The organism is Paenibacillus sp. 2TAB26 (assembly GCF_052115145.1).
Classification (GTDB): Bacteria; Bacillota; Bacilli; order Paenibacillales; family Paenibacillaceae; genus Pristimantibacillus.
The window spans coordinates 279,801-299,785 of the sequence record NZ_JBFRGC010000003.1; the positions used below are offsets into that span (position 1 = coordinate 279,801).

14 protein-coding genes are annotated in these 19,985 nt (G+C 47.0%); 10 read left to right on the forward strand and 4 right to left on the reverse strand.

The window, feature by feature from the left end; translation table 11 throughout:
- Positions 1-35 precede the first annotated feature (35 nt).
- The 4 genes from AB4Z50_RS04240 (at position 36) to AB4Z50_RS04255 (ending at position 3,732) form a co-directional block, all read left to right on the forward strand.
- Positions 36-992: an ABC transporter ATP-binding protein gene (locus tag AB4Z50_RS04240; protein ID WP_441876068.1), complete on the forward strand. Its 957-nt coding sequence runs from the start codon at positions 36-38 to the stop codon at positions 990-992.
- Between the two features lie 5 nt (positions 993-997).
- Complete coding sequence (locus AB4Z50_RS04245; RefSeq protein ID WP_076269422.1) at positions 998-1,636, forward strand: ABC transporter permease; 639 nt, start codon at positions 998-1,000, stop codon at positions 1,634-1,636.
- Positions 1,637-1,687: 51 nt separating this feature from the next.
- Positions 1,688-2,428, forward strand: coding sequence for an IclR family transcriptional regulator (locus AB4Z50_RS04250; RefSeq protein ID WP_076269423.1), 741 nt, complete (start codon positions 1,688-1,690; stop codon positions 2,426-2,428).
- Between the two features lie 146 nt (positions 2,429-2,574).
- Positions 2,575-3,732 carry a peptidoglycan-binding domain-containing protein gene (locus tag AB4Z50_RS04255; RefSeq protein WP_441876073.1) on the forward strand — a complete coding sequence of 386 codons (1,158 nt, stop codon included), beginning with the start codon at positions 2,575-2,577 and terminating at the stop codon, positions 3,730-3,732.
- Between the two features lie 175 nt (positions 3,733-3,907).
- Here the strand turns inward: AB4Z50_RS04255 and AB4Z50_RS04260 are convergent, their stop codons facing one another.
- A complete protein-coding gene (locus tag AB4Z50_RS04260) occupies positions 3,908-4,621 on the reverse strand; it encodes a collagen-like protein (RefSeq protein ID WP_441876076.1) in 714 nt (237 codons plus the stop codon).
- 330 nt (positions 4,622-4,951) lie between these two features.
- Here AB4Z50_RS04260 and AB4Z50_RS04265 point away from each other — a divergent pair, with 330 nt between their 5' ends.
- The gene (locus AB4Z50_RS04265) at positions 4,952-6,577 is read left to right on the forward strand and encodes an S-layer homology domain-containing protein (RefSeq protein ID WP_441876079.1); all 1,626 of its coding nucleotides are present in this window, start codon (positions 4,952-4,954) and stop codon (positions 6,575-6,577) included.
- A 117-nt stretch (positions 6,578-6,694) separates the two neighbouring features.
- Here the strand turns inward: AB4Z50_RS04265 and AB4Z50_RS04270 are convergent, their stop codons facing one another.
- A complete protein-coding gene (locus tag AB4Z50_RS04270; protein WP_441876082.1) occupies positions 6,695-7,570 on the reverse strand; it encodes a helix-turn-helix domain-containing protein in 876 nt (291 codons plus the stop codon).
- Positions 7,571-7,672: 102 nt separating this feature from the next.
- Between AB4Z50_RS04270 and AB4Z50_RS04275 the strand changes: the two genes are divergently transcribed.
- Complete coding sequence (locus AB4Z50_RS04275; protein WP_441876085.1) at positions 7,673-9,982, forward strand: glycoside hydrolase family 95 protein; 2,310 nt, start codon at positions 7,673-7,675, stop codon at positions 9,980-9,982.
- Between the two features lie 87 nt (positions 9,983-10,069).
- Here AB4Z50_RS04275 and pdxR read toward each other — a convergent pair whose 3' ends face one another.
- Positions 10,070-11,443: a MocR-like pyridoxine biosynthesis transcription factor PdxR gene (gene pdxR / locus AB4Z50_RS04280; protein ID WP_441876088.1), complete on the reverse strand. Its 1,374-nt coding sequence runs from the start codon at positions 11,441-11,443 to the stop codon at positions 10,070-10,072.
- 116 nt (positions 11,444-11,559) lie between these two features.
- Between pdxR and AB4Z50_RS04285 the strand changes: the two genes are divergently transcribed.
- The 4 genes from AB4Z50_RS04285 to AB4Z50_RS04300 all read left to right on the forward strand — a co-directional run bounded on the left by AB4Z50_RS04285 (position 11,560) and on the right by AB4Z50_RS04300 (position 17,114).
- Positions 11,560-12,504 (forward strand): DMT family transporter, encoded by a 945-nt coding sequence (locus AB4Z50_RS04285; protein WP_441876091.1) that lies wholly within the window; start codon positions 11,560-11,562, stop codon positions 12,502-12,504.
- A 103-nt stretch (positions 12,505-12,607) separates the two neighbouring features.
- A complete protein-coding gene (locus tag AB4Z50_RS04290; protein ID WP_441876094.1) occupies positions 12,608-13,888 on the forward strand; it encodes a DUF445 domain-containing protein in 1,281 nt (426 codons plus the stop codon).
- Positions 13,889-15,223, forward strand: coding sequence for a DUF445 domain-containing protein (locus tag AB4Z50_RS04295; RefSeq protein ID WP_441876097.1), 1,335 nt, complete (start codon positions 13,889-13,891; stop codon positions 15,221-15,223). It abuts the gene before it with no gap.
- 241 nt (positions 15,224-15,464) lie between these two features.
- A complete protein-coding gene (locus AB4Z50_RS04300; protein WP_441876099.1) occupies positions 15,465-17,114 on the forward strand; it encodes a response regulator transcription factor in 1,650 nt (549 codons plus the stop codon).
- A 114-nt stretch (positions 17,115-17,228) separates the two neighbouring features.
- Here AB4Z50_RS04300 and AB4Z50_RS04305 read toward each other — a convergent pair whose 3' ends face one another.
- Positions 17,229-19,964: an alpha-mannosidase gene (locus AB4Z50_RS04305; protein WP_441876102.1), complete on the reverse strand. Its 2,736-nt coding sequence runs from the start codon at positions 19,962-19,964 to the stop codon at positions 17,229-17,231.
- Between the last annotated feature and the right edge of the window lie 21 nt (positions 19,965-19,985).

Sequence of the window (19,985 nt, forward strand, 5' to 3'; positions counted from 1 at the left end):
TGGGGAAGCCCCCTTCCTACAGGAGTTGATATAAAATGAGCAAAGAGGCCATTATTTTTGAGCAGGTGTCCAAAACATTTCCAAAGTCTGCGAATCCCTCCGTTAATGAAACGAGCCTTATTATTCCGCAAGGCTCCTTTGTTACGATTCTAGGTGCTTCAGGCTGCGGCAAAACGACCTTGCTAAAAATGGTAAACCGAATTATTGAACCGACCGCAGGAACGATTTCGATATTTGGCAAAGACATTCGCAGCTTGCCCGTGACGGAGCTTCGACGAAGCATCGGTTATGTAATCCAGCAGGTAGGGTTGTTTCCGCATTTGTCGATTGAACAAAATATAGCAACGGTCCCCAATATACTGGGCTGGGAACGGCAAAAAACAGCAGAGAGAATCGATTATTTAATGGATCTTGTTCATTTGCCAGCAAGCTATAAGAAGCTTTATCCGCGGCAGCTGTCAGGTGGACAGCAGCAGCGAGTAGGGATTGCTAGAGCGATGGCAGGTGATCCAGCTATCCTGCTTATGGATGAACCGTTTGGAGCGATTGACGCGATTACGCGCACGAAGCTGCAGGATGATTTTAAGCAAATCCAACGTGAGCTTGGCAAAACCGTATTGTTTGTGACGCATGACGTGGAAGAGGCGATGAAGCTCGGCGATCATATGATCGTGATGAACGAAGGGACGATTCAGCAATATGATACGCCTCTAGCCATCATGTCCAAGCCCAATAATGCTTTCGTATCGCAACTGATTCAAGCCGATGATTTGTTCCAACAGCTTCACCTGATTAGGGCAGAAGAGAAAATGATTGCGCTGGAAGAACCGGCTGGATCTGATATTCCCCGTATTCCCGCTGGTGATAGTCTAAAGTCGGCGCTTCAAATTCTGCTGCAGCAAAATGTACCGTATGTGGCTGTGGAAAATAAAGAGCATGAAATCATTGGCAAAATAACGCTTGAGCAATTGAAGCTGCAGAACGGCAGGTGAGAGGCATGATTGACTATTTAACCCGCCATTATGATGATTTGTTAACCTCGTTGCTGGAGCATATTTATCTCACCTTTGTTTCGTTGTTTATCGCACTTGTTATTGCGCTGCCATTAGGTTATTGGCTGTCGAGGCATCGGCGGATTTCCGTTCCTATTTTGTCCGTACTCGGCATTATCTATGCGATTCCAAGCCTCGGGATGTTCGCTTTGCTTATTCCGCTAGTTGGCCTCGGCAGCAAGCCGGCGATTATCGCATTAGTGGTATATAGTCAGCTGATATTGGTGCGAAATGTCATTTCGGGCTTTCAATCGATTGAACCTTCGATTATTGAAGCAGCCAAAGGAATGGGCTATGGCAAGTGGAGGCTGTTCGTCCATATCGAGCTGCCGCTGGCACTGCCTGTCATTATTGGCGGCATTCGCATAGCATCGGTATCGGTAATAGGTATCGCAACCATAGCGGCGTGGATTAATGCCGGCGGGTTAGGCGGTATTTTATTCGAAGGCTTATATCAAAACTCAGTACCAAAAATGGTATGGGGCACGCTGCTCGTATCGTTATTAGCTTTATCTACAAATACGATTTTGCTGCAAGTTGAAAAATCAACGATGCGCAGAGCACGCGGAGAACAAAGGGTATGATATACTGATCCTTATAATTGACTACTATTGTAAATATTTTGAGGTGCAATGATGAATGGAACTCAAACATTAGGACGTGCTATCGATATTTTATTCGTACTCGCTGAATCGGGAGCAACGCTCACGGTTAGTGAAATTGCGGAGAAGGTAGGCATCCCCGACAGTACCGCATATCGTTTTATTCAAACACTTATAAAAAATGGTTTCGTAGAGCGTAAGGGCAGAGGGCAAATTGGTTTAGGTCTGCGTATTTTTGATTTAGCAAGAAGCTTATCGCAGCAAATCGAGAAGGAGCTTCTTACGATCGCGAGACCGATTATGGAGGATCTCACCGCACTTACGAATGAAACGACGGTGCTTTTTGTCCGCTCCGGTTCCAAAGCCATTTGTATCGAAAATGTAACGAGTAAACGTTTGATCAGGCTTTCTATTGAAAATGGAAGAATATTGCCGCTTAATTCAGGCGCATCAGGGAAAACGCTGCTTGCTAATGAAAATGACAAAGTTATTGAAGAGATGTGCAAGCTTTTTGGCGAGGATGCCGGCAAACCATTGCTTTTGCAAGAAATGCATCGTATTAGGGAAGCGGGTTATTGCTTTACTTTGGGTGAGGTGGATACGGATGCTTTTGCAATTGCTGCCCCTATTTTTGATCCTCAGCAGCGAATCGTAGCCAGCTTATCTGCAGCAGGGCCTATCCATCGGCTTAACGAGAATGAAATTCCTAATGTGATCCAGTATGTAAAGGCAGCTGCATCACAAATTTCGTGCAAGCTCGGTGGCTTGGCATAAGTATTTTCAAATAGGATGAAGAAGAGTAGCGGAGCGCAAATAAGCGATCCGCTTTTTTTATTGATTCAATGTGGAATGAAATTAAATATTTGGGGATAGTAAGGGGGGAGTTAAATTCAAGAATCAAAAAGGATGGTGTATTTTGCATGCAACAACATAAAAAGGAAATTGATTCGGATGAACAACACAATAAGATTGGGAGGTTTGCTGCAAGGTACATAGGCGCAGCATTACTCGCAATCACATTGATGTTCAGTATGCCTCATACTGGTCAAGCGATTGGCAAAAATGCTAAGGGTCCAGATGTCTATGTTATTCAAGGCATGCTGAAATCTCTGGGCAGCTATTCTGGTAAAATTGACGGTCGATATGGGCCATCTACAGTGCGCGGCGTAAAATATTATCAAAAAACTCATGGCTTGCCTACAACAGGCGCCGTAGATGCTAAAACGCTACAATCGATTTCTTATTCCTATTCGGAGAAGAAAGCAGCAACGAAGGCAAAAACGCAAGCAAAATGGAAAGGTAAAGCAAAATCACTCGGCAACGGTAAAGGCGCTGGTAACGGAGCTGGCAATGGAGCAGGCGGAGCTGGTGGCGGTGCAGGTGGCGGTGCAGGCGGCGGAGCTGGTGGCGGAGCTGGTGGCGGCGCTGGTGGCGGCGCAGGCGGCGGAGCTGGTGGCGGTGCAGGCGGCGGTGCAGGCGGCGGAGCTGGTGGCGGCGCAGGCGGCGGAGCTGGTGGCGGTGCAGGCGGCGGAGCAGGTGGCGGTGCAGGCGGCGGAGCTGGTGGCGGCGGAGCTGGTGGCGGTGCAGGCGGCGGAGCAGGTGGCGGCGCAGGTGGCGGCGCAGGCGGCGGAGCTGGTGGCGGCGCAGGCGGCGGAGCTGGTGGTGGCGCAGGCGGCGGAGCTGGTGGCGGTGCAGGCAGAGGTTATGGTGAGAACCAAGGCAAAGGCGGCGGATTTGGCGGAGGCCAAGGAGAAAACCGTGGCAAAGGCGGCGGCATTGGCGGAGGCCAAGGAGAAAACCGTGGCAAAGGCGGCGGGTTTGGCGGAGGCCAAGGAGAAAACCGCGGTAAAAGCGGCGGCATTGGCGGAGGCCAAGGAGAAAACCGCGGTAAAAGCGGCGGCATTGGCGGAGGCCAAGGAGAAAACCGTGGCAAAGGCGGCGGTATTGGYGGAGGTCAAGGCAATAACCAAGGTATCGGTGGAGGCAACTCTAATAACCAAAGCAACAAAGCTCCATCCGAGAATCAAGGCAAAGGCGGCGCTCAAACGGAAAACCAAGGGCCGAATGGAATCCATTAAGAAATTCGCTTCCTTGATATAAATGAAAGGACTTCTCTTAAGTGGAGGTCACAGATTAACAGCGATTAATGTTGTGAAGTGAATTTAAAATCAAAAAGGCGGCTTTCATTCCGTAGTGAATGTAAAGTCGCCTTTTTATATTTTCGGATGTTGGTATGAAATCCATTCTATTTCCTTATGCGATTTGTGTAATGTAAAGATGTGCTGAAACTGACCTTGTTCCGCCAGCGAGAGGAGTCATCGTTAATGTTGTGGAATTGCCAGCTGGGTTTCGCACGGTGAGAATGGAATTGATGACTGTCGTTTGAACAAGAGACATTCCCATGATCTGAGATGTTCCAGTAGCTCGCCCGACTACTGTATAAGCTAAGTCAGCGCCATTAAGCGTTAAAATCAATTGGCCTGCTTCGTTAATACTTCCTTGAAACATAACCTGATAAGTTCCGATTGCAGCCAAGTTAAACGTAGTAGCACCAGTACGAGTAATGTTAGTTCCGCTAGTTGGCCCATCTTGCGGGAAACTTACATCTGCACCGACAGCAACTGTTGCTGCATTATCAGGCGGCATCAATGCAAAAAAATCGGCAAAGCCTATTACTCCTCCTGTTGCCCCAGTAGTACCAGTTGCTCCTGTTGCTCCTGTTGTTCCTGTTGTTCCTGTTGTTCCAGTAACACCAACAGTGCCAGTTGCTCCTGTTGTTCCAGCTGCGCCAGTAGAACCAGTTGTTCCAGTAACGCCAATTGCACCAGCTGCGCCCGTTGCGCCTGTCGCTCCTGTCACTCCTATTGAACTACCAGCAGGTCCAGTTGGGCCTTGCGGTCCCTGCGGGCCCTGAAGGCCAGTCGGAGCGGTAACATTTACTTGAGGAGGAGGACATGTTACCTTCACAATTTTTTTAACAACTCTATTTCGGCATTTCTTTCTTTTTTTTGATTTGCATACTATTACACGTATCTTTTTGCAGCGATTTCTTTTATTCAAACAACTCACTAAAGACACCTCCCTATAGATGGTTTAGTGTACGTTTATACTTTTTTTTAAGGTTGGACTAATAACCATTTTTAACTAGACTAAAAACTATTTTAAGAAAAATGGGTTAATGATAGGGTCATTTCGCCGCCCAAAAGTTGGGTCTATTAGACTTTTTATGGAATATAGGATATGATTCTATCGAATAATCGATAGAGTGATAGCTATGCTCATAAAGGAGAGGATGTAGTGAGGTTCAAAGGGAAAACAACCGTTATTATTGGAATCCTGCTGATGTTTATGCTGGGAAACGCCATGCAGGCGTTTGCGTATGATGCGCAATTAAAGCCTTATCGAGATGTACCTGTAAAGGATTGGGCAGCCGAATCTATTTATCGTTTAGTCGCACTTGGAGTCGTTTCTGGATATGAGGATGGAACCTTTCGTCCAAGCGCCGAACTTACGAGAGAAGCATTCGTAAAGCTGCTAGTACAATCCGTTAAACCAGTGATAGATAAAGAGAAATCTGCTGGACTCTCTGACGTAGCCAAGGATCGTTGGTCTTATGCCTTTATTAAACCCGCTTATGACGCTGGTTGGTTGGATTTGCTCATCGTAAATGGGAAATTTAATCCAAGCCAAAATATTAAGCGTGAGGAAGTAGCAGCCTTAACGGCTTTTGCACTGCTCCAAGGAAAAACGGCAGAAGAGAAGCAGCAATGGTTAGATACAGGCTGGCAAGAAGCTAGCGAGAAAGCGGCCTTTGCCGATATGAATCAAGTGGATAAAAACCTTGCACCGTACGTGCTGCGTACATACGCGGATGCCATTATGCAAGGGGACAATAAAGGCTTGTTTCTTCCGAAAAAGTCGTTATCACGACGTGAAGCAGCGGCCATTGTTGATCGGATGATCAGCTCCCAAAGCGAAAGCCACCAGCTTGAGGTATCAGCTTTTTTTGCAGCAGGTGGACCTTACAAAAAACTGGATAGATTCGCAACTGCAGATGAGGTTATCTTTGACTGGGCTAAGCTTGACTATCAGGGAGCGGGCAAAGCATCCGTTCTTATGTCGCCGCCAAGCGATTGGAAGCAGACTCTAACAGCGGCAGAAACGAGTGGTTCTACGAAGACGCTAATGATCTTTGGAAATACAACGCTTCAGAAGCTTGGTGATTTTATAATCGATGCTGAAGCTCGCAAAGCATTTGCTAGTTCTGTAGCCGAGGCAGCCGCTAATCCATTGTATGGTTTTGAGCGAGTGTCGATTGATTTTGAAGGCATGGTACCTGCTGAGTATAAGCAGCCTTTCGTTGAACTGATTCGCGCAATTAAGGCTGAACTAAGCAGTGAAATATCACTTACGGTAGTTGTACCGCCTTCTTATTATTATGCAGGTTATGATTACAAACAAATTGGCGAACTGGCTGATGAAGTTATATTGATGGCCTATGAATTTACGCATGAGGAAAGTGGATTGCCGTCTGCGCCGCTTACGCTTGTTGGTGATTCCGTACGAAATATACTCTCGTATATTCCAGCAGATAAGCTGAAGCTAGGCATTTCTAAGCAGGCTAACCAATGGACAACAAAGGCAGACGGTACTGTAGAGTTTTTCCGGTCGCCAGCCATCGCTGCTGTAGAAAGTCGCTTAACAGCTGCAGATACCAAATCCGTCATGCAGCTGCCGTACTTTTTGAATCAAATCACGTTTAAGGACGATAGAGGCACGCATCTGCTTTGGTATGAGAATACGCAAAGCATCGAAGCCAAAATACGTTTAGCGAAAGCGTTCGGCCTGCGTGGTGTTGCGGTATGGCAAATCAATCAGTTAACGGATGCCGATTGGACAATGATCTCTTCTTATCATCATTAAGCAGCAAAAAAATAGGACAAAGCAGGCTGCTGCAGCTGCTTGTCCTATTTTTTGTTGCCATTAGAAGGCAGACCCTTAGAATTATACCCTTATACCTTAGTTTCTTACATCGTCACATTATGAATGCGCTTTTATAATTGAATTATCGCCTTGAAGCGATCGCTTCTCCGAATAGGCTGTTCGATAATCGGTTGGGGTTAGATTTGTTTCTTTACGGAAAAATTTCGTGAAATGATTCGTTTCTTTAAAACCAGATTGATCGGCAACCTCCTTAATACTGCGAGAAGTTGTCGTTAAGAGCTGTTTGGCGCGATCTATTCGTTTGCGGCTGACGTATTTAAGCGGAGGCATTCCGAAATGTTTTTTGAAATAGGAACTAAAATAGTTGGGATGAAGGTGAACAGCTTCGGCCATTTGATCGACGCTTATGCTCGTATGAAGACGACTGTCTACATATTGCTGTATGACGTTCAAACGGTTCATCTCCTCGGTTCGGTGCTGCAGCACGCGAATCGGAACGGATTCGAGAAAACAGCTAATGATTTCTAGCAATACAGCTTTTTCTCGGAGCCTAGCAACAATTGAATCTTGTTTATGCCATTCGATGAGCTCATGGAACAAGCGCGACATGCTGCTCGTATCCTCAATGTTGATGCAAAGAGGGACCCCTATCCACTGAAAAAGATCAAGCGGACCTGCCATGATATTGAAATGGCACCAATACTTTAAGTATGGGCGATGATTTAAAGAGGAGAACGATATCTTTGTATGCGCAGGGGTGAGAAACAGCTGGCCGGGTTTAGGATAATAGTCGTCGTTGCCGATGCGAATCCAGCCTTCCCCCTCGCAAATAAAATAAAGCTTATTGTATTCAGGAACAGAGTCGGTTTCTCCCCAATTTAGAGAGACTTGCGTTTTATGCGCCATAAGCAATTTTAGCTGCAGCGACTGCAGCAGCTCAGATAACGCATGTTGTTCACTTGTTCTATCCACCTACGGCACCGCCATCCAATGTTTTTTGAAGGATTATTAATATAGTAATGGATTGTTCTCTTAAATAAAAGATGAATGAATGAATGAAAAGGGGATTGGAAGATGACGCTGGTTGAAGAAACGCGCTTATGGTATAAGGAGCCTGCCTCCAATTGGGAGGAAGCGCTGCCTGTTGGCAATGGGAAGCTCGGTGGCATGGTATTTGGTGGCATAAGCCGTGAGCGGATTGCTCTGAACGAAGACAGCGTATGGTATGGCGGACCGCGTGATCGCAACAATCCAGATGCACTGCCGCATTTGCCGAAAATTCGTGAGCTGCTGAGAGAGGGAAGACTGCATGAAGCGCATGATTTATCTGCGATGGCTTTATCAGGCGTTCCCGAGACGCAGAGGCACTATATGCCGCTTGGAGATTTAGAGCTAAACTTAAGATATGATTCGAAAGAAGAAGTACGAGAATATGTCCGAGCTCTCGATATCACCAACGGTATTGCAAGTGTAACCTTTACTAAAGGAGATGTGCTTTTTGCTCGTGAGACATTTGCTAGTTTCCCAGATGAAGCGCTAGTTACAAGATTCTCAGCAGATAAACCGGGTAGCATCAGCTTTAAAGCCCGATTACTGCGCGGCAGCAATCGCTACTATGACGAGCTGGTGAAAGCTGACGAGAATACGATTGTGATGCGCGGCATGTGCGGCGGTTCAGGCGGATCTGATTTCCGAACTTCTTTGCGCGCGGTTGCAGATGGCGGTTCAGTATCAATTATTGGCGAGCATCTCATCGTAGAAGGCGCCAATAGCGTAACGCTTCTATTAACCGCAGCAACTTCTTTCCGTAATGCTGATCCGGAGGCATATGCTGTTCATGCAGGAATCCGTGCTGGCTTAATAAGCTATGATGAGTTGAAATCGCGCCATATTCAAGATTTCACTTCATTATCGAAGAGGGTACAGCTTCGCTTAACGGATGCTGCTCATTCGAATGCTGCCGATGTACCTACAAATGAGCGCTTAAAGCTGGTTCAAGAAGGCAACGCCGATGCAGGATTAATGGCCTTATATTATCAGTTTGGCCGCTATTTGCTCATTTCAAGCAGTCGTCCGGGCTCGCTTCCTGCCAATTTGCAAGGCATCTGGAATGAGAAGATGCTGCCGCCATGGGACAGCAAATATACGATTAATATTAATACACAAATGAATTATTGGCCGGCAGAAGCGGGCAATTTAGCAGAATGCCATGAGCCATTATTTGATCTCATCGAGCGGATGCGTGAACCTGGCAGAATAACCGCAAGAGCAATGTACGATTGTGGAGGTTTTGTCGCTCATCATAATACCGATATTTGGGGCGATACCGCTCCGCAGGACATTTATTTGCCAGCCTCGTATTGGACGCTTGGCGCGGCTTGGCTTTGCCTGCATATGTGGGAGCATTATGAGTATGGCCTTAATGATGCTTTTCTTGAGCAAATATATCCAACCTTGAAGGAGTCGGCACAATTCTTTGTGGATTTCTTGACGGAAACAGAGGATGGCCTGCTCGTATTGAATCCTTCTGTATCTCCTGAGAATACCTATTTATTGCCAAATGGACAATCCGGTACGTTATGCATCGGTGCATCGATGGATAGTCAAATTTTATATGAATTGTTTACGGCTTGCGCAGAAGCGGCGAAGAAGCTTGGCATCGACTCATCGGAGCAGGAACTTTGGCACAGTATGAGAGCCCGTTTGCCGGAGCCCGCAATTGGCAAGCACGGGCAAATTCAAGAATGGATGGAGGATTACGAGGAAGCGGAGCCGGGACATCGCCATATCTCGCATTTGTTTGCACTGCATCCGGGCAAGCGCTTTACGGTTAGAGGGACACCTGAATGGGCAGTTGCTGCAAGAGTCACGCTGGACCGCAGGCTTGAAAGCGGCGGCGGTCACACTGGTTGGAGTAGAGCTTGGATTATTAATTTCTGGGCAAGGCTTGAGGATGGGGAGAAGGCGTATGCGAATGTGCAAGATCTGCTAGGTCATTCCACGCTGCCAAATCTGTTTGATAATCATCCTCCGTTTCAAATCGATGGCAACTTCGGAGGCGCTGCAGGCATAACGGAAATGCTGCTTCAATGCCATGCGGGCAGCCTGCATGTATTGCCTGCTTTGCCGGAAGCATGGCCGGATGGAGAAGTGACAGGTCTCCGTGCGAGGGGCGGCTTCGAGGTGGACATCCGCTGGTCGAGTGGCTTGCTTGTTGAGGCTCGCCTACGTGCTGCCGCAGCTAATAGCTGCGTCGTGCAAAGCAGCATTCCTCTCATCGTAAGGGAAGATGGTCATGAGGTGAAAGACGTTATCAGCAATGAGGGGCTCGTATCATGGATGGCGAGTGCTGGAAGTGAGTACGTGCTTTCTCCGAGCTTGTAGAGGTTTAACCCAAAGAAACCAGCTGTACCTGATAATCGGGTGCAGCTGGTTTCTTTAAGTTTGCCGGCTTTTCTCGGCTGGAGAGATTCAATTCTTGATGGCTTTGCCAATGCGACGGACGCCCTCATAAATTTGCTGATCGTCCAAATGCCCGTATCCAAGCAGCATCCGGTTATTCGGCAGCAAGGCCGCAAATACAGCCGCTGCTTCCAGCCGCTTCATTAAATCCTCCGGCAGCTGCGCTTCAAGCTGAGCGACCAGATGCAAACCAGCCGCTCGTCCACATATCTGGTAAGGCAAGGTAATTTGCTTATGTAAAGCATCAAGCAGGAGCTGGCGTCTCTTTTTGTACAATTTTTTCATTTTTAAAATGTGAGCATTAAGCGATCCGCTGTTCATGAAACGAATCAAAGCGAGCTGCTCAATCATAGGCGTTTGATAGTCTGACAGCCGCTTAAGCTGACGGCAGGGCTCGACTAGCGGTTCCGGGACAATCATATAGCCGATTCGCAGCGAAGGGAACATGACTTTGCTGAATGTTCCAATATAGACAACCTGCTTAGGACATAAGCTTTGGAGTGAATGAATAGGAGCGCCGTCATACCGGAATTCGCTGTCATAATCATCTTCGAGGATATAGCTGCCGCTTTGGCGGGCGTATTCAACTAATTCAATCCGCCTTTGTATCGGTAAAATGCCGCCAAGCGGGAATTGATGAGAGGGTGTGACATAAATGCATTTTGGCCGAAGGTTTACGGGAAGCTTGTGGGTTAATAGGCCGGAATCGTCAACGGGAACGCCATGTAGCGCGGCTCCTGTAGAGGTTAATATCGTCTTTAAATCTACATTGGACGGATCTTCGACTAAAACATCTTCTCCGTCTCTCAGCAGCAGCTTAACGATCAGCTGAAGCGCCTGTACCGCACCGTTTGTAATTATAATTTGTTCGGGATTGCTGATGACTCCTCTTGAAATCCACAGCTGTTTAGATAGCAGACGACGCAATTCCAAATCGCCAGACGGATCGCCATAACCTAATTCAGCAATAGAGGAATCCATGCATACACTTTGCAAAATAGAGCCCCATTTTTTCATCGGAAAAAGATTCAGTGCTGGCAGGCCTGTTCGAAACGAGATGAAATCAAGCTCTGATGTGTTCGTCGATTCTGCTAATGAAGCGGGTAATGGTAACGGTGACGCCTTACTGAAGCCAAGCATGCAGGCTCCTTGAGCTACATAAGTTCCTGCACCAGAGCGGCCTGTTATGTATCCTTCAGCCAATAAAAGCTCATAGGCTTCCAAAATCACGTTACGCGAGACATGAAGCTGCGAGGCAAGCTCTCTTGTGGATGGAAGCTTGTAGCCAGCAGGCAGCTCACCCGAGAGAATAGCAGCTTGGAATGAGTTGAAAACCTGGCGAAACATAGGCAAATTCGCTTGTCTATCGATGGACAGCCACAAAATATCCAGACTCCTTTTGAAGTGGTACTTTGAAAATGCCTGTTTAATGGCACTACAACCAGTTAACGACCCTTTGCTACAGTATACATGAAACAAAAGTAGAGGGGTTGCTGAATGTGAATCATTCTCGTATTATTGCGTATTTTGAGCTGACCATTGCCGCTATTCTCATCGGAAGCTCCATAGTAGCCGGCAAAATAACGACGATGCAGATGCCGGTTTTTTTGTCACAGGCGATTAGCCTAGTTATTGCTTTATTGCTGTTAATTCCGATTTTGATGCTAAGCCGCAAATCCTCGCTCCGAATCGGGAGAAAGGATTTTTTATTTTTACTGCTGCAAGCGTTTCTCGGGATGTTTTTATTCCGCGTATTCATGCTGTATGGCCTGCGGACCGCGCTCGCAACGGAAGCGGGTATTGTGACGAGCTTAACGCCGGCGGTCGTTGCTTTCCTTTCGTATATGATTTTAAAAGAAAAATTAACGAATCCGATTAAAATAGGCATCGTTTGCTCCATACTGGGTGTTGTTAGCATTCAGGTGCCAGGATGGCTGATTCCTTCCTCTGCACCTCCGTCACAAGCTTCGTATATTGGACTTTTGCTCATTTTAGGCGCAGTTGTTGGGGAATCCATGCTTACGATCCTGCGCAAAATGACCGCAAGCAATGTCTCTTCGCTGCTTGGGACAACCTATGTCACCTTGTTTTCATTCATCATGTTTTTGCCTATTGCGCTTGTTGAGGCTAAACAATACGATTTCAGCAGTGTAACTGTTGGCGATATCGGCCTGTTGTTTTATTACGGTATTTTCGTTACCGCCTTGGCTTATATATTATGGTTTCGCGGTGTTTCCAAAGTGAGTGCGGGAACAGCCGCTGTCTACACAAGCTGCATTCCGCTTAGCACGGTGCTTCTATCCTACGGCATTTTAAACGAGCCTTTCTCATGGTCTCATCTCGTAGGGGGAGCGTTTGTTTGCTTGGGCATTTGGCAAGTTTCTAAGAGCGATTCATTAGTGTCTCGGAAGCCCAAAAAAAGCCCTAAAAGCAGCAGCGCTTAATCCTTATAAAGATCAATTCTCAGATTATAGAAACTCCATTGTTTCACACCCTATACATATGGGATAATTAATGTGGAACGATCATCAGGAATGGAGCTTGTGTATGAACAAATTCAGTATTAAGAAAAAAGCGGATTTAGCGCTTCTTTTCTCAGCGATCGGAATATTGGCGGCTTTTCCCTTTCATGAAACATTTATTGGAGGCCTGTTATTTTCCTTATTTAGTGCTGCAACGATCGGCGGACTGGYGGATTCCTTTGCGGTTAGCGCATTGTTTGGAAATCCTTTGCAAATAAAGTGGCCGGTCTGGATGGGAACCAACATCATTTCTCGGAATCGTGAGCGCTTGATTGGCGAGCTTGTCCAAATGGTTCAAAATGAATTGTTAACCATCCCGAATATTAGGGAGAGGCTTGACGAATATAATATTGCAGACGTTTTAGTCACATATTTGAAGCAGCACGGCGGCGAACAGGGTGTGAATGACATTTTGCAGCAGCTGGCGGATGATGTAATTACGACCATTGATTTGCAGGAACTGGCCAAAACCGTTCAAACCTTCCTTCTCGAGCATGCCGATTCGATTCCTGTCGCAGACATTGCTGCAGACGCTGGCGATTGGACCATCAAAAATGGTTACGATGATCGGATTATCGAGTTTATCATTCCGGAGCTTATCAAAATTGTGAAATCAGCACCATTTGGCGCTGTTGTAGGCCAAATCGTCGATTCAGCCATTCGTTCCTACGAAGGCGATAAGTTTAGAAGGAAGCTGATCGATTTCTCCGCAGGGCTGGAAGCGGCAAATATTAGCGGACGATTGCAGGAGTGGCTGGTATCTTTTCTACAGAAATTTCATGCTGAAGACCACCCGCAGCGCAAGGAAATCAAAGCTTTTATTGCGCAATTTGTTGCAAGACTGCGTACGGATGAACAATTGCGCAGCCGGATAGAAGCGGGGAAAACAACGCTTTTGGCATCTGTTAAGGATGAGCTTAAGCTCGATGCGTTCATCCAGCGGGGATTGGAGTCCATTCGACTCGCTGCGGCTTCCAATGCGGAAGGCGAGCAGGTGCGCTATCCTTGGATCAAGGATAAAGTTGAAGAAGGAATAGCTTATGTAGTGGGAAATACAGAGCTGCTTACTCGACTGGATCAATACGTGAAGACGACGCTGCTGAAATGGGTGGAGCAGAAGCATTCTTTTATCGGCAAAATGGTAACTGACAAGCTGAACAGCTTCTCTGAAGAAGAGCTTATTGAGCTGGTTAAAGAGAAAGCGGGACGCGACTTGCAGTACATTCGGATTAACGGAATTGGTATCGGAGCGCTTATCGGCGTAGTCCTGCATCTAGCGACGTTTTGGATTGGAGGGCGAGCATAAATGGCTATGAGAAAAAAAGCAAACCGCAGCTTAATATTGCTTGCCGCCTTGTTCGTCATTGCGGCCTGCTGTTTATATGTCTTCCCAGACCAGTGGTGGGCACGGATGCTGCTCTACACGACCGAAGCGGGGCTCGTAGGGGCATTAGCTGATTTATTTGCTGTAACGGTATTGTTCCGCCACCCATTTGGGTGGAAATGGATTCCGCATACAGCGATCATTCCTAGAAATCGCGATAAGCTGATTGAAGGCGTCGCGAATATGGTCGAGCAGCAGTTGCTCAGCAAAGATTTGTTAAAGGAAAAGGTAAAGCAAATATCGCTTGTAGAGATCGGCATTTCATGGATCGATCGCCGACCAAACGGCATGCTCGCTGAGCAAGGCTGGACGCTGGTGGCTGGTCTGCTTGCCAAGCTGGACATTAAAGGTCTATCCGTCATTTTGGATGAGAAAGCACGAAAAAGCTTAGGCAAGATCAGCTTGTCGCCTTACGCGGGCAATGCGCTCAAATGGGTGATGGCTAAAGGCAATTTCCAAAGCTGGGTTAGCCAGATCGTTGAGTTTGCAGCGGCACGCGCAGCGGAAGAACAAACCAAGGTTGTCATTCGTGAGCTGCTTGGCAAGGAGAAGGAGAAGTTTGTAAATCAAGGCAGTATCTTCTCCAAATGGCTCAAAAAAATGGCAGTGGAGATTGCTGAATCAACGAATGCGCTGAATCTCGACGATGCTACAAATGTGCTGTATGACGATTTGCAGCTACTCATTAATGATTTGCGAAATCCAGAGCATGAGCTTCGTGTTTTACTGGAGGAAATGGTGCTTCAGCTTGCCGACAATTTGCAGCACCGCGAGGATGTTTCGGCTGCTGTAGATGAATGGAGAGATGAAGTGATTGAGAAGATCTCGTTGCTTCCTTCTATTGAAGCTTTGCTCGGCAACTTTAGACAGCTGCTGATCAGCGAACCGAAGCAGCAGCTAGCCTTGCCGCAGAAACATTCCGTCAATCCATCCGATATTAAGGAGCTGATTAATCAGTTCATTATGTCATACTGGGAGTGGTTCAAAGCGAACGAGGAAACGAAGGGCTGGCTGGAGCAATACGTGCAGAAATTCGTGCAGAAGATGATTGAAACCGAACATGCAATTATCGGAATCATCGTACGCAAGACGCTTGATAGCTTCACAGAGCAAAAGCTGGTGCATTTCATCGAGAGCAAGGTCGAGACCGATCTGCAGCGTATTCGTTTGAACGGAGCTTATATAGGCTCAGCGCTCGGAGCGGCATTTTATATTCTGCTGTACGGAGTATACGAGCCGATTTTGAACTTGTTATAACACGAGAAGCAGCTGTTTCCAGCAGGTTTTTGAGACCTATTGGGACAGCTGCTTTTATTTTTGAGTGAGCTTGTCTTTGGATGATCGTATGAAGGTGCGCAGGTACACTCGTTTATTTAATACTACACCATAAAGTTTGCAATTACCCCCGTGTAATCCGAAATACAGTCAGGTAGTATGTAGTTAGGTAATGGTTCCGTATTGAACATCTTTGAAAATGCATGAAGGGGAAGGTGAGAGGATGCTGCGTGCTTTAATAGTGGACGATGAATTCGAAATCCGCGAAGGTTTACGTAACCGCTTTCCATGGGAAACATTCGGAATTGATGAGGTATTGGTGGCTGATGATGGGGATACGGCGTTAATGCTCGCCCTAGATATGAGACCGGATCTTATCGTGACAGATATTAAAATGAATCGGATGTCGGGGCTGGAATTTCTTCGTTCGTTGACTACCGTTGAAAATTATAAACCGGAAGCGATTGTTGTAAGCGGGTATGATGATTTTGAGCTGGTGAAGCAGGCGATCCAAATCGGCGTTATGGACTATATCCTCAAGCCGATCAATTTGGACGAGCTGACCCAAATCGTTAGAAAAACGATGGATCATATCCACCGAAAGAGGATGGACCAGCATAATGAGCAGCAGCTTATTAATCAAGTGAGGTTCGCGATTCCAAAAATGCGCGAGGAGCTGCTCAGAGAAATGATTGAGCAGGACTATGATCCTTACCGTGAAGCACGGAGAAGACATCGCTTGCAGACATTGAATTTGGAGTGGATAGCGAATCAGCATATGACGCTTGTTGTTGTGGAAGCTGATGATCTGAAAGCAATCGAGAATCGCCATACGAAGGAAAAGGATTTAATATTGTTCGGAATCGGCAATGTGGTCAATCAAACGCTGGAGGAAGATTATCCTCACCCCTTTGCGCTTTGCATGGACAGCAGCAATCGATGGATTGTTATTTTCAGCTGCTCGCGGCCAGAGCATGCGGAGCTGAGCCGGGGCATGGCGCAGCTTTGCTTACAGCGAATCAACGATTTCGTTAAGGTGAAAGCAAGCGCTGGCATGCGAACAACACCATGCACATTTGAAAATCTTCATGAAATGTATGGGGAAGCGATAAATGTGCTGGAGCAAAAGGCTGTATACGGAGGCAATCGATTATTTACGGAGCAGGGTTTATTTTATGAGGGTGACGGGAGTGACTTGTCGCTTAGCGAGCCTGAAGAGGTGCTCGATCTCGTCAAGTATGGCACGGATGAGGAAATCACAGCAGCGATGGATCGATTTGTGGAGATGGTACAAGCCTGGCGTCTCAATCAATTGCGTGATATTCAGCAAAAAATATTTGAATGGCTGTTCGAGGTGTTTCGCAGAGCAGCAGCGGCAGGTGTTCCAAGCAAAAACTTGGGCAGCAATCCGATCGCGGTATGGGAGCTTTTAGAGCAATACGATACATTGCAGTCGCTGCGTGTGCAAACAGAGCTGTTCCTTCTTGCAATCGCAGCAGATTTCCGCAAGCTGTCCAATACGCCTAGCCAGATCGTTTATGAAGCGGAGAAAATATTGCAGAGGGATTATGCTGAAAGCTTAACGCTTCAGAGTGTTGCAATGGCTGTTCATGTGACGCCGGTATGGCTGAGCAAGCTCTTTAAGAAGGAGAAGCGGAAAACCTTTTTGGAATATTTGACAGAAATACGGATTGAGAAGGCGAAGGAAATGTTAGGCGACATCAAATACAAAGTGTATCAAATCTCATTTCAGGTGGGGTATAAGGACCCGGTGCATTTCTCGAAGCTGTTCAAAAAGCAGGTCGGCTGCACGCCGAAGGAATATAGACGACAAAGAGGCATTGCGGATGAAGAGCCAGCTGTGCCACACTAATGATATGAAAAATTACACTCAGCAAGAAGCATGAAGAGGCAGACTCCTAGGTGAAAATGGCATAACCTTGGGAGACTGCCTCTTTGCATTTTATCTTTTAATTTTTTGATTTGGTTATTTTGAAGCAGCGGCTAAACCAATCGTTACGATTTTGAAGCCTTCGACCTGAACGCTGCTTTTGATCTTATTAGCGCTATCGTTTTCCATAATGTCACTTACATAGGACGCAGAAGCAGCGCTTGGATGAATAGCTAAGCTGGTCGTGGATTCTGCTAAATTGTACCACCTTGCCATGCTGTCGCCACGCTCTTCGTTGATCTTCAGGCTGGAGAAAGCGAGCTGGTCACCATTCCATTTGAGGAAATCACAAGCGGGAGCAAGCTCGCCATCATGCAAACCAGCTGCGATTGCCGTAACGGGTATAGGGAAACGATAGGCTTCGCGATAAGCGGCAAAACGTTCTTCAGCGCTGCCGTAAGGAATGATCATCCATTCGGCTTCATTTGTACCTAAGCACTGCGCTTCAGGCGTATGAAATACACCCCAATCGCCAAGCTCTCCGACGGAGCGCAGAAGGGTTATAGCGATCGTATTTCTGCCATCTTGAAGCACTTCATATTCATTTAAGCCTTTGCCTGCAATCGTGAGGCCTCTATGCTCGCCGTGCACGTCAATGAACGTCTGCATATGCTGAGCATTGCTCGGATTTTGCCATTCCTTTGCAGGAACGTTTTGACGCTCAGCGACCTCGAAGATTGAATCTGCAAAATGTGTGGATGCAGCAATATCCGAAGGAAGGAGCACGCGCAGCCTGTGATCTTGCGATTGATTTTCAATGCGCGCATGAACTTGAACACCTTTGCCCTCACGTTCTAGGCTAACTAGTGTCACAATTTCTAGCGGCACAAGGGAAGTCGATCTGCCAGCCTTCCGCTGCCGGAATTCAACCATTGTGCGGATTTCTTCAGCCAGAAGATCATCTGCCCGCGCAGGTATAGCAAGGCGATGAGTGATTTCAATGGCTGCCCGGTAAGGCGAGTCTTCAACCACTCGAATTTCGGCTTTGCTGCCCTTAGTCGTTATAGGCAAGTCGCCGACTGGCTGCTTGAAAATATATTCATTGCCAATATCGCCCACATTCTCGTAATGGCCAAGATCCGAAAACAGCTGCTGGCTTTTCTTATCATAAACCGTAAAACTTCCGTCTTCCTCTATTGTCAATGTCAGACGAGCATTTTCCAGTGTTCGTTCACTAGTCACTAATGAATGGCGATTCTCGCCGGAAGTTTTAATCTCATTTTGACATGGTATCCAAGCAAAAGATTCATAACCCATCGAAGGCAATATGCCGGTCTCAAAGGTCAGACGCAGTGCGCGAGCCATATAGGGCTGCCGGAATTTATCATTTGGCAGTTCATAGCCAAAGCGAACGCCCAAATCATGAGCAGTAAAGTCGATGCGTTCACCGCTGCCGTTCACCAAGTACCCTTCGGCGTGCGTCCGATCTTGAACCTGCTTAGCAATGGCAACAGGATCTTCGCTTTGATCGAAGAAACGGTGCGACCATTCAATTTCGAATTGGTGGACTGAAGAGCCTTCATAGCCGCTTGAGTTAAAGACGATGAAGGGAGCAGCTGACTCACTGATATTGGTAAAATGACTTGTATTGACCTTAGCGCTAATAAATTTAACGCTCTCGGTCGTTAATGCTTTGCCAACTTCCATGCTTTTGGCAAAACGAGTTTTCATTTCTTGGTACACCTCATCGACACTGCAGCCGCAAATGCTGTCGTGCGGATGATTTTGCATTAGTGTCTTCCAAGCATATTGGAAGAGACCATGCGGATAAGGCTTGCCGAGCTGATGGGCGATGGCAGAGATCGGCTCGGCCACTTTCTCCAGCAGCGTCTGATTTTGTTGATTAAGCTGTTTGATGTAAACACGAGCAGACGCTGTATTCACTAACGAATACCAGCCGTCCGTTTGCTGGCCGCGCAGCTCTCCGCGCGTTAGGCTCAGGTTTGGAGGCTGCTGCGTTTGAACCGCCTTTACATAATCGTCAAAGTTGGAGTGGATGAACTCGTACGCAGGGAACAGCTCTCTCGCTACGCGGAGCGCTTCGGAGAGATTGGTCTGAATGGGCTGATGATCGCAGCCGTTCATAAGCAGCAGCTGCGTGGTTGAAGCATATTGTTCCGCTCGCGCAAGGCGATGCTCCCAGTAAGGCTTTGCTTTGAGGGGATCAACTGGAATCTCCATGCCGTTGTTATACCAATTGGCAAATAGGATGCCTAATACGCTTGAACCGTCGGGTGCCTGCCAGATGAGCTCGGAATAAGGGGATTCAAGGCCGGAGGAATCTTCCACCCGATTGTTGAAGCCAGTTGCTTTTACACCTCTTCCGAACACAGCGGTATCGATGCCTGCTTGTCTTAAAAGCTGAGCAGCCTGTCCCATATTGCCAAACGAATCTGGGAAATAACCAAGCTTCGAAATCGGTCCGTATTTTTTGGCATCCCGATGTCCGATTTGCAAGTTTCTTACGTTTGCTTCGCTGCTGGTTAGAAACTCATCCTGCAAAATATACCAAGGACCCAAAGAGAGCTTGCCTTCATCACACAGCTTTTGGATTTGGCTCTGCTTCTCGGGGTACACCTGCAGATAATCATCTAAAATTATCGTTTGACCATCGAGGTAAAAGCTGCGAAAATCAGGATCGGCCTCGAACGTTTCCAGCAGCGTGTCCATTGTCTCAATCAGCTTGACATGATGGGCTTCGTAAGGCATATACCATTCTCGATCCCAATGGGTATGCGAAATGACATGTACCACCCTTTTCGATGCAGTCATCGTTGTTCCTCTTTTCGTTGA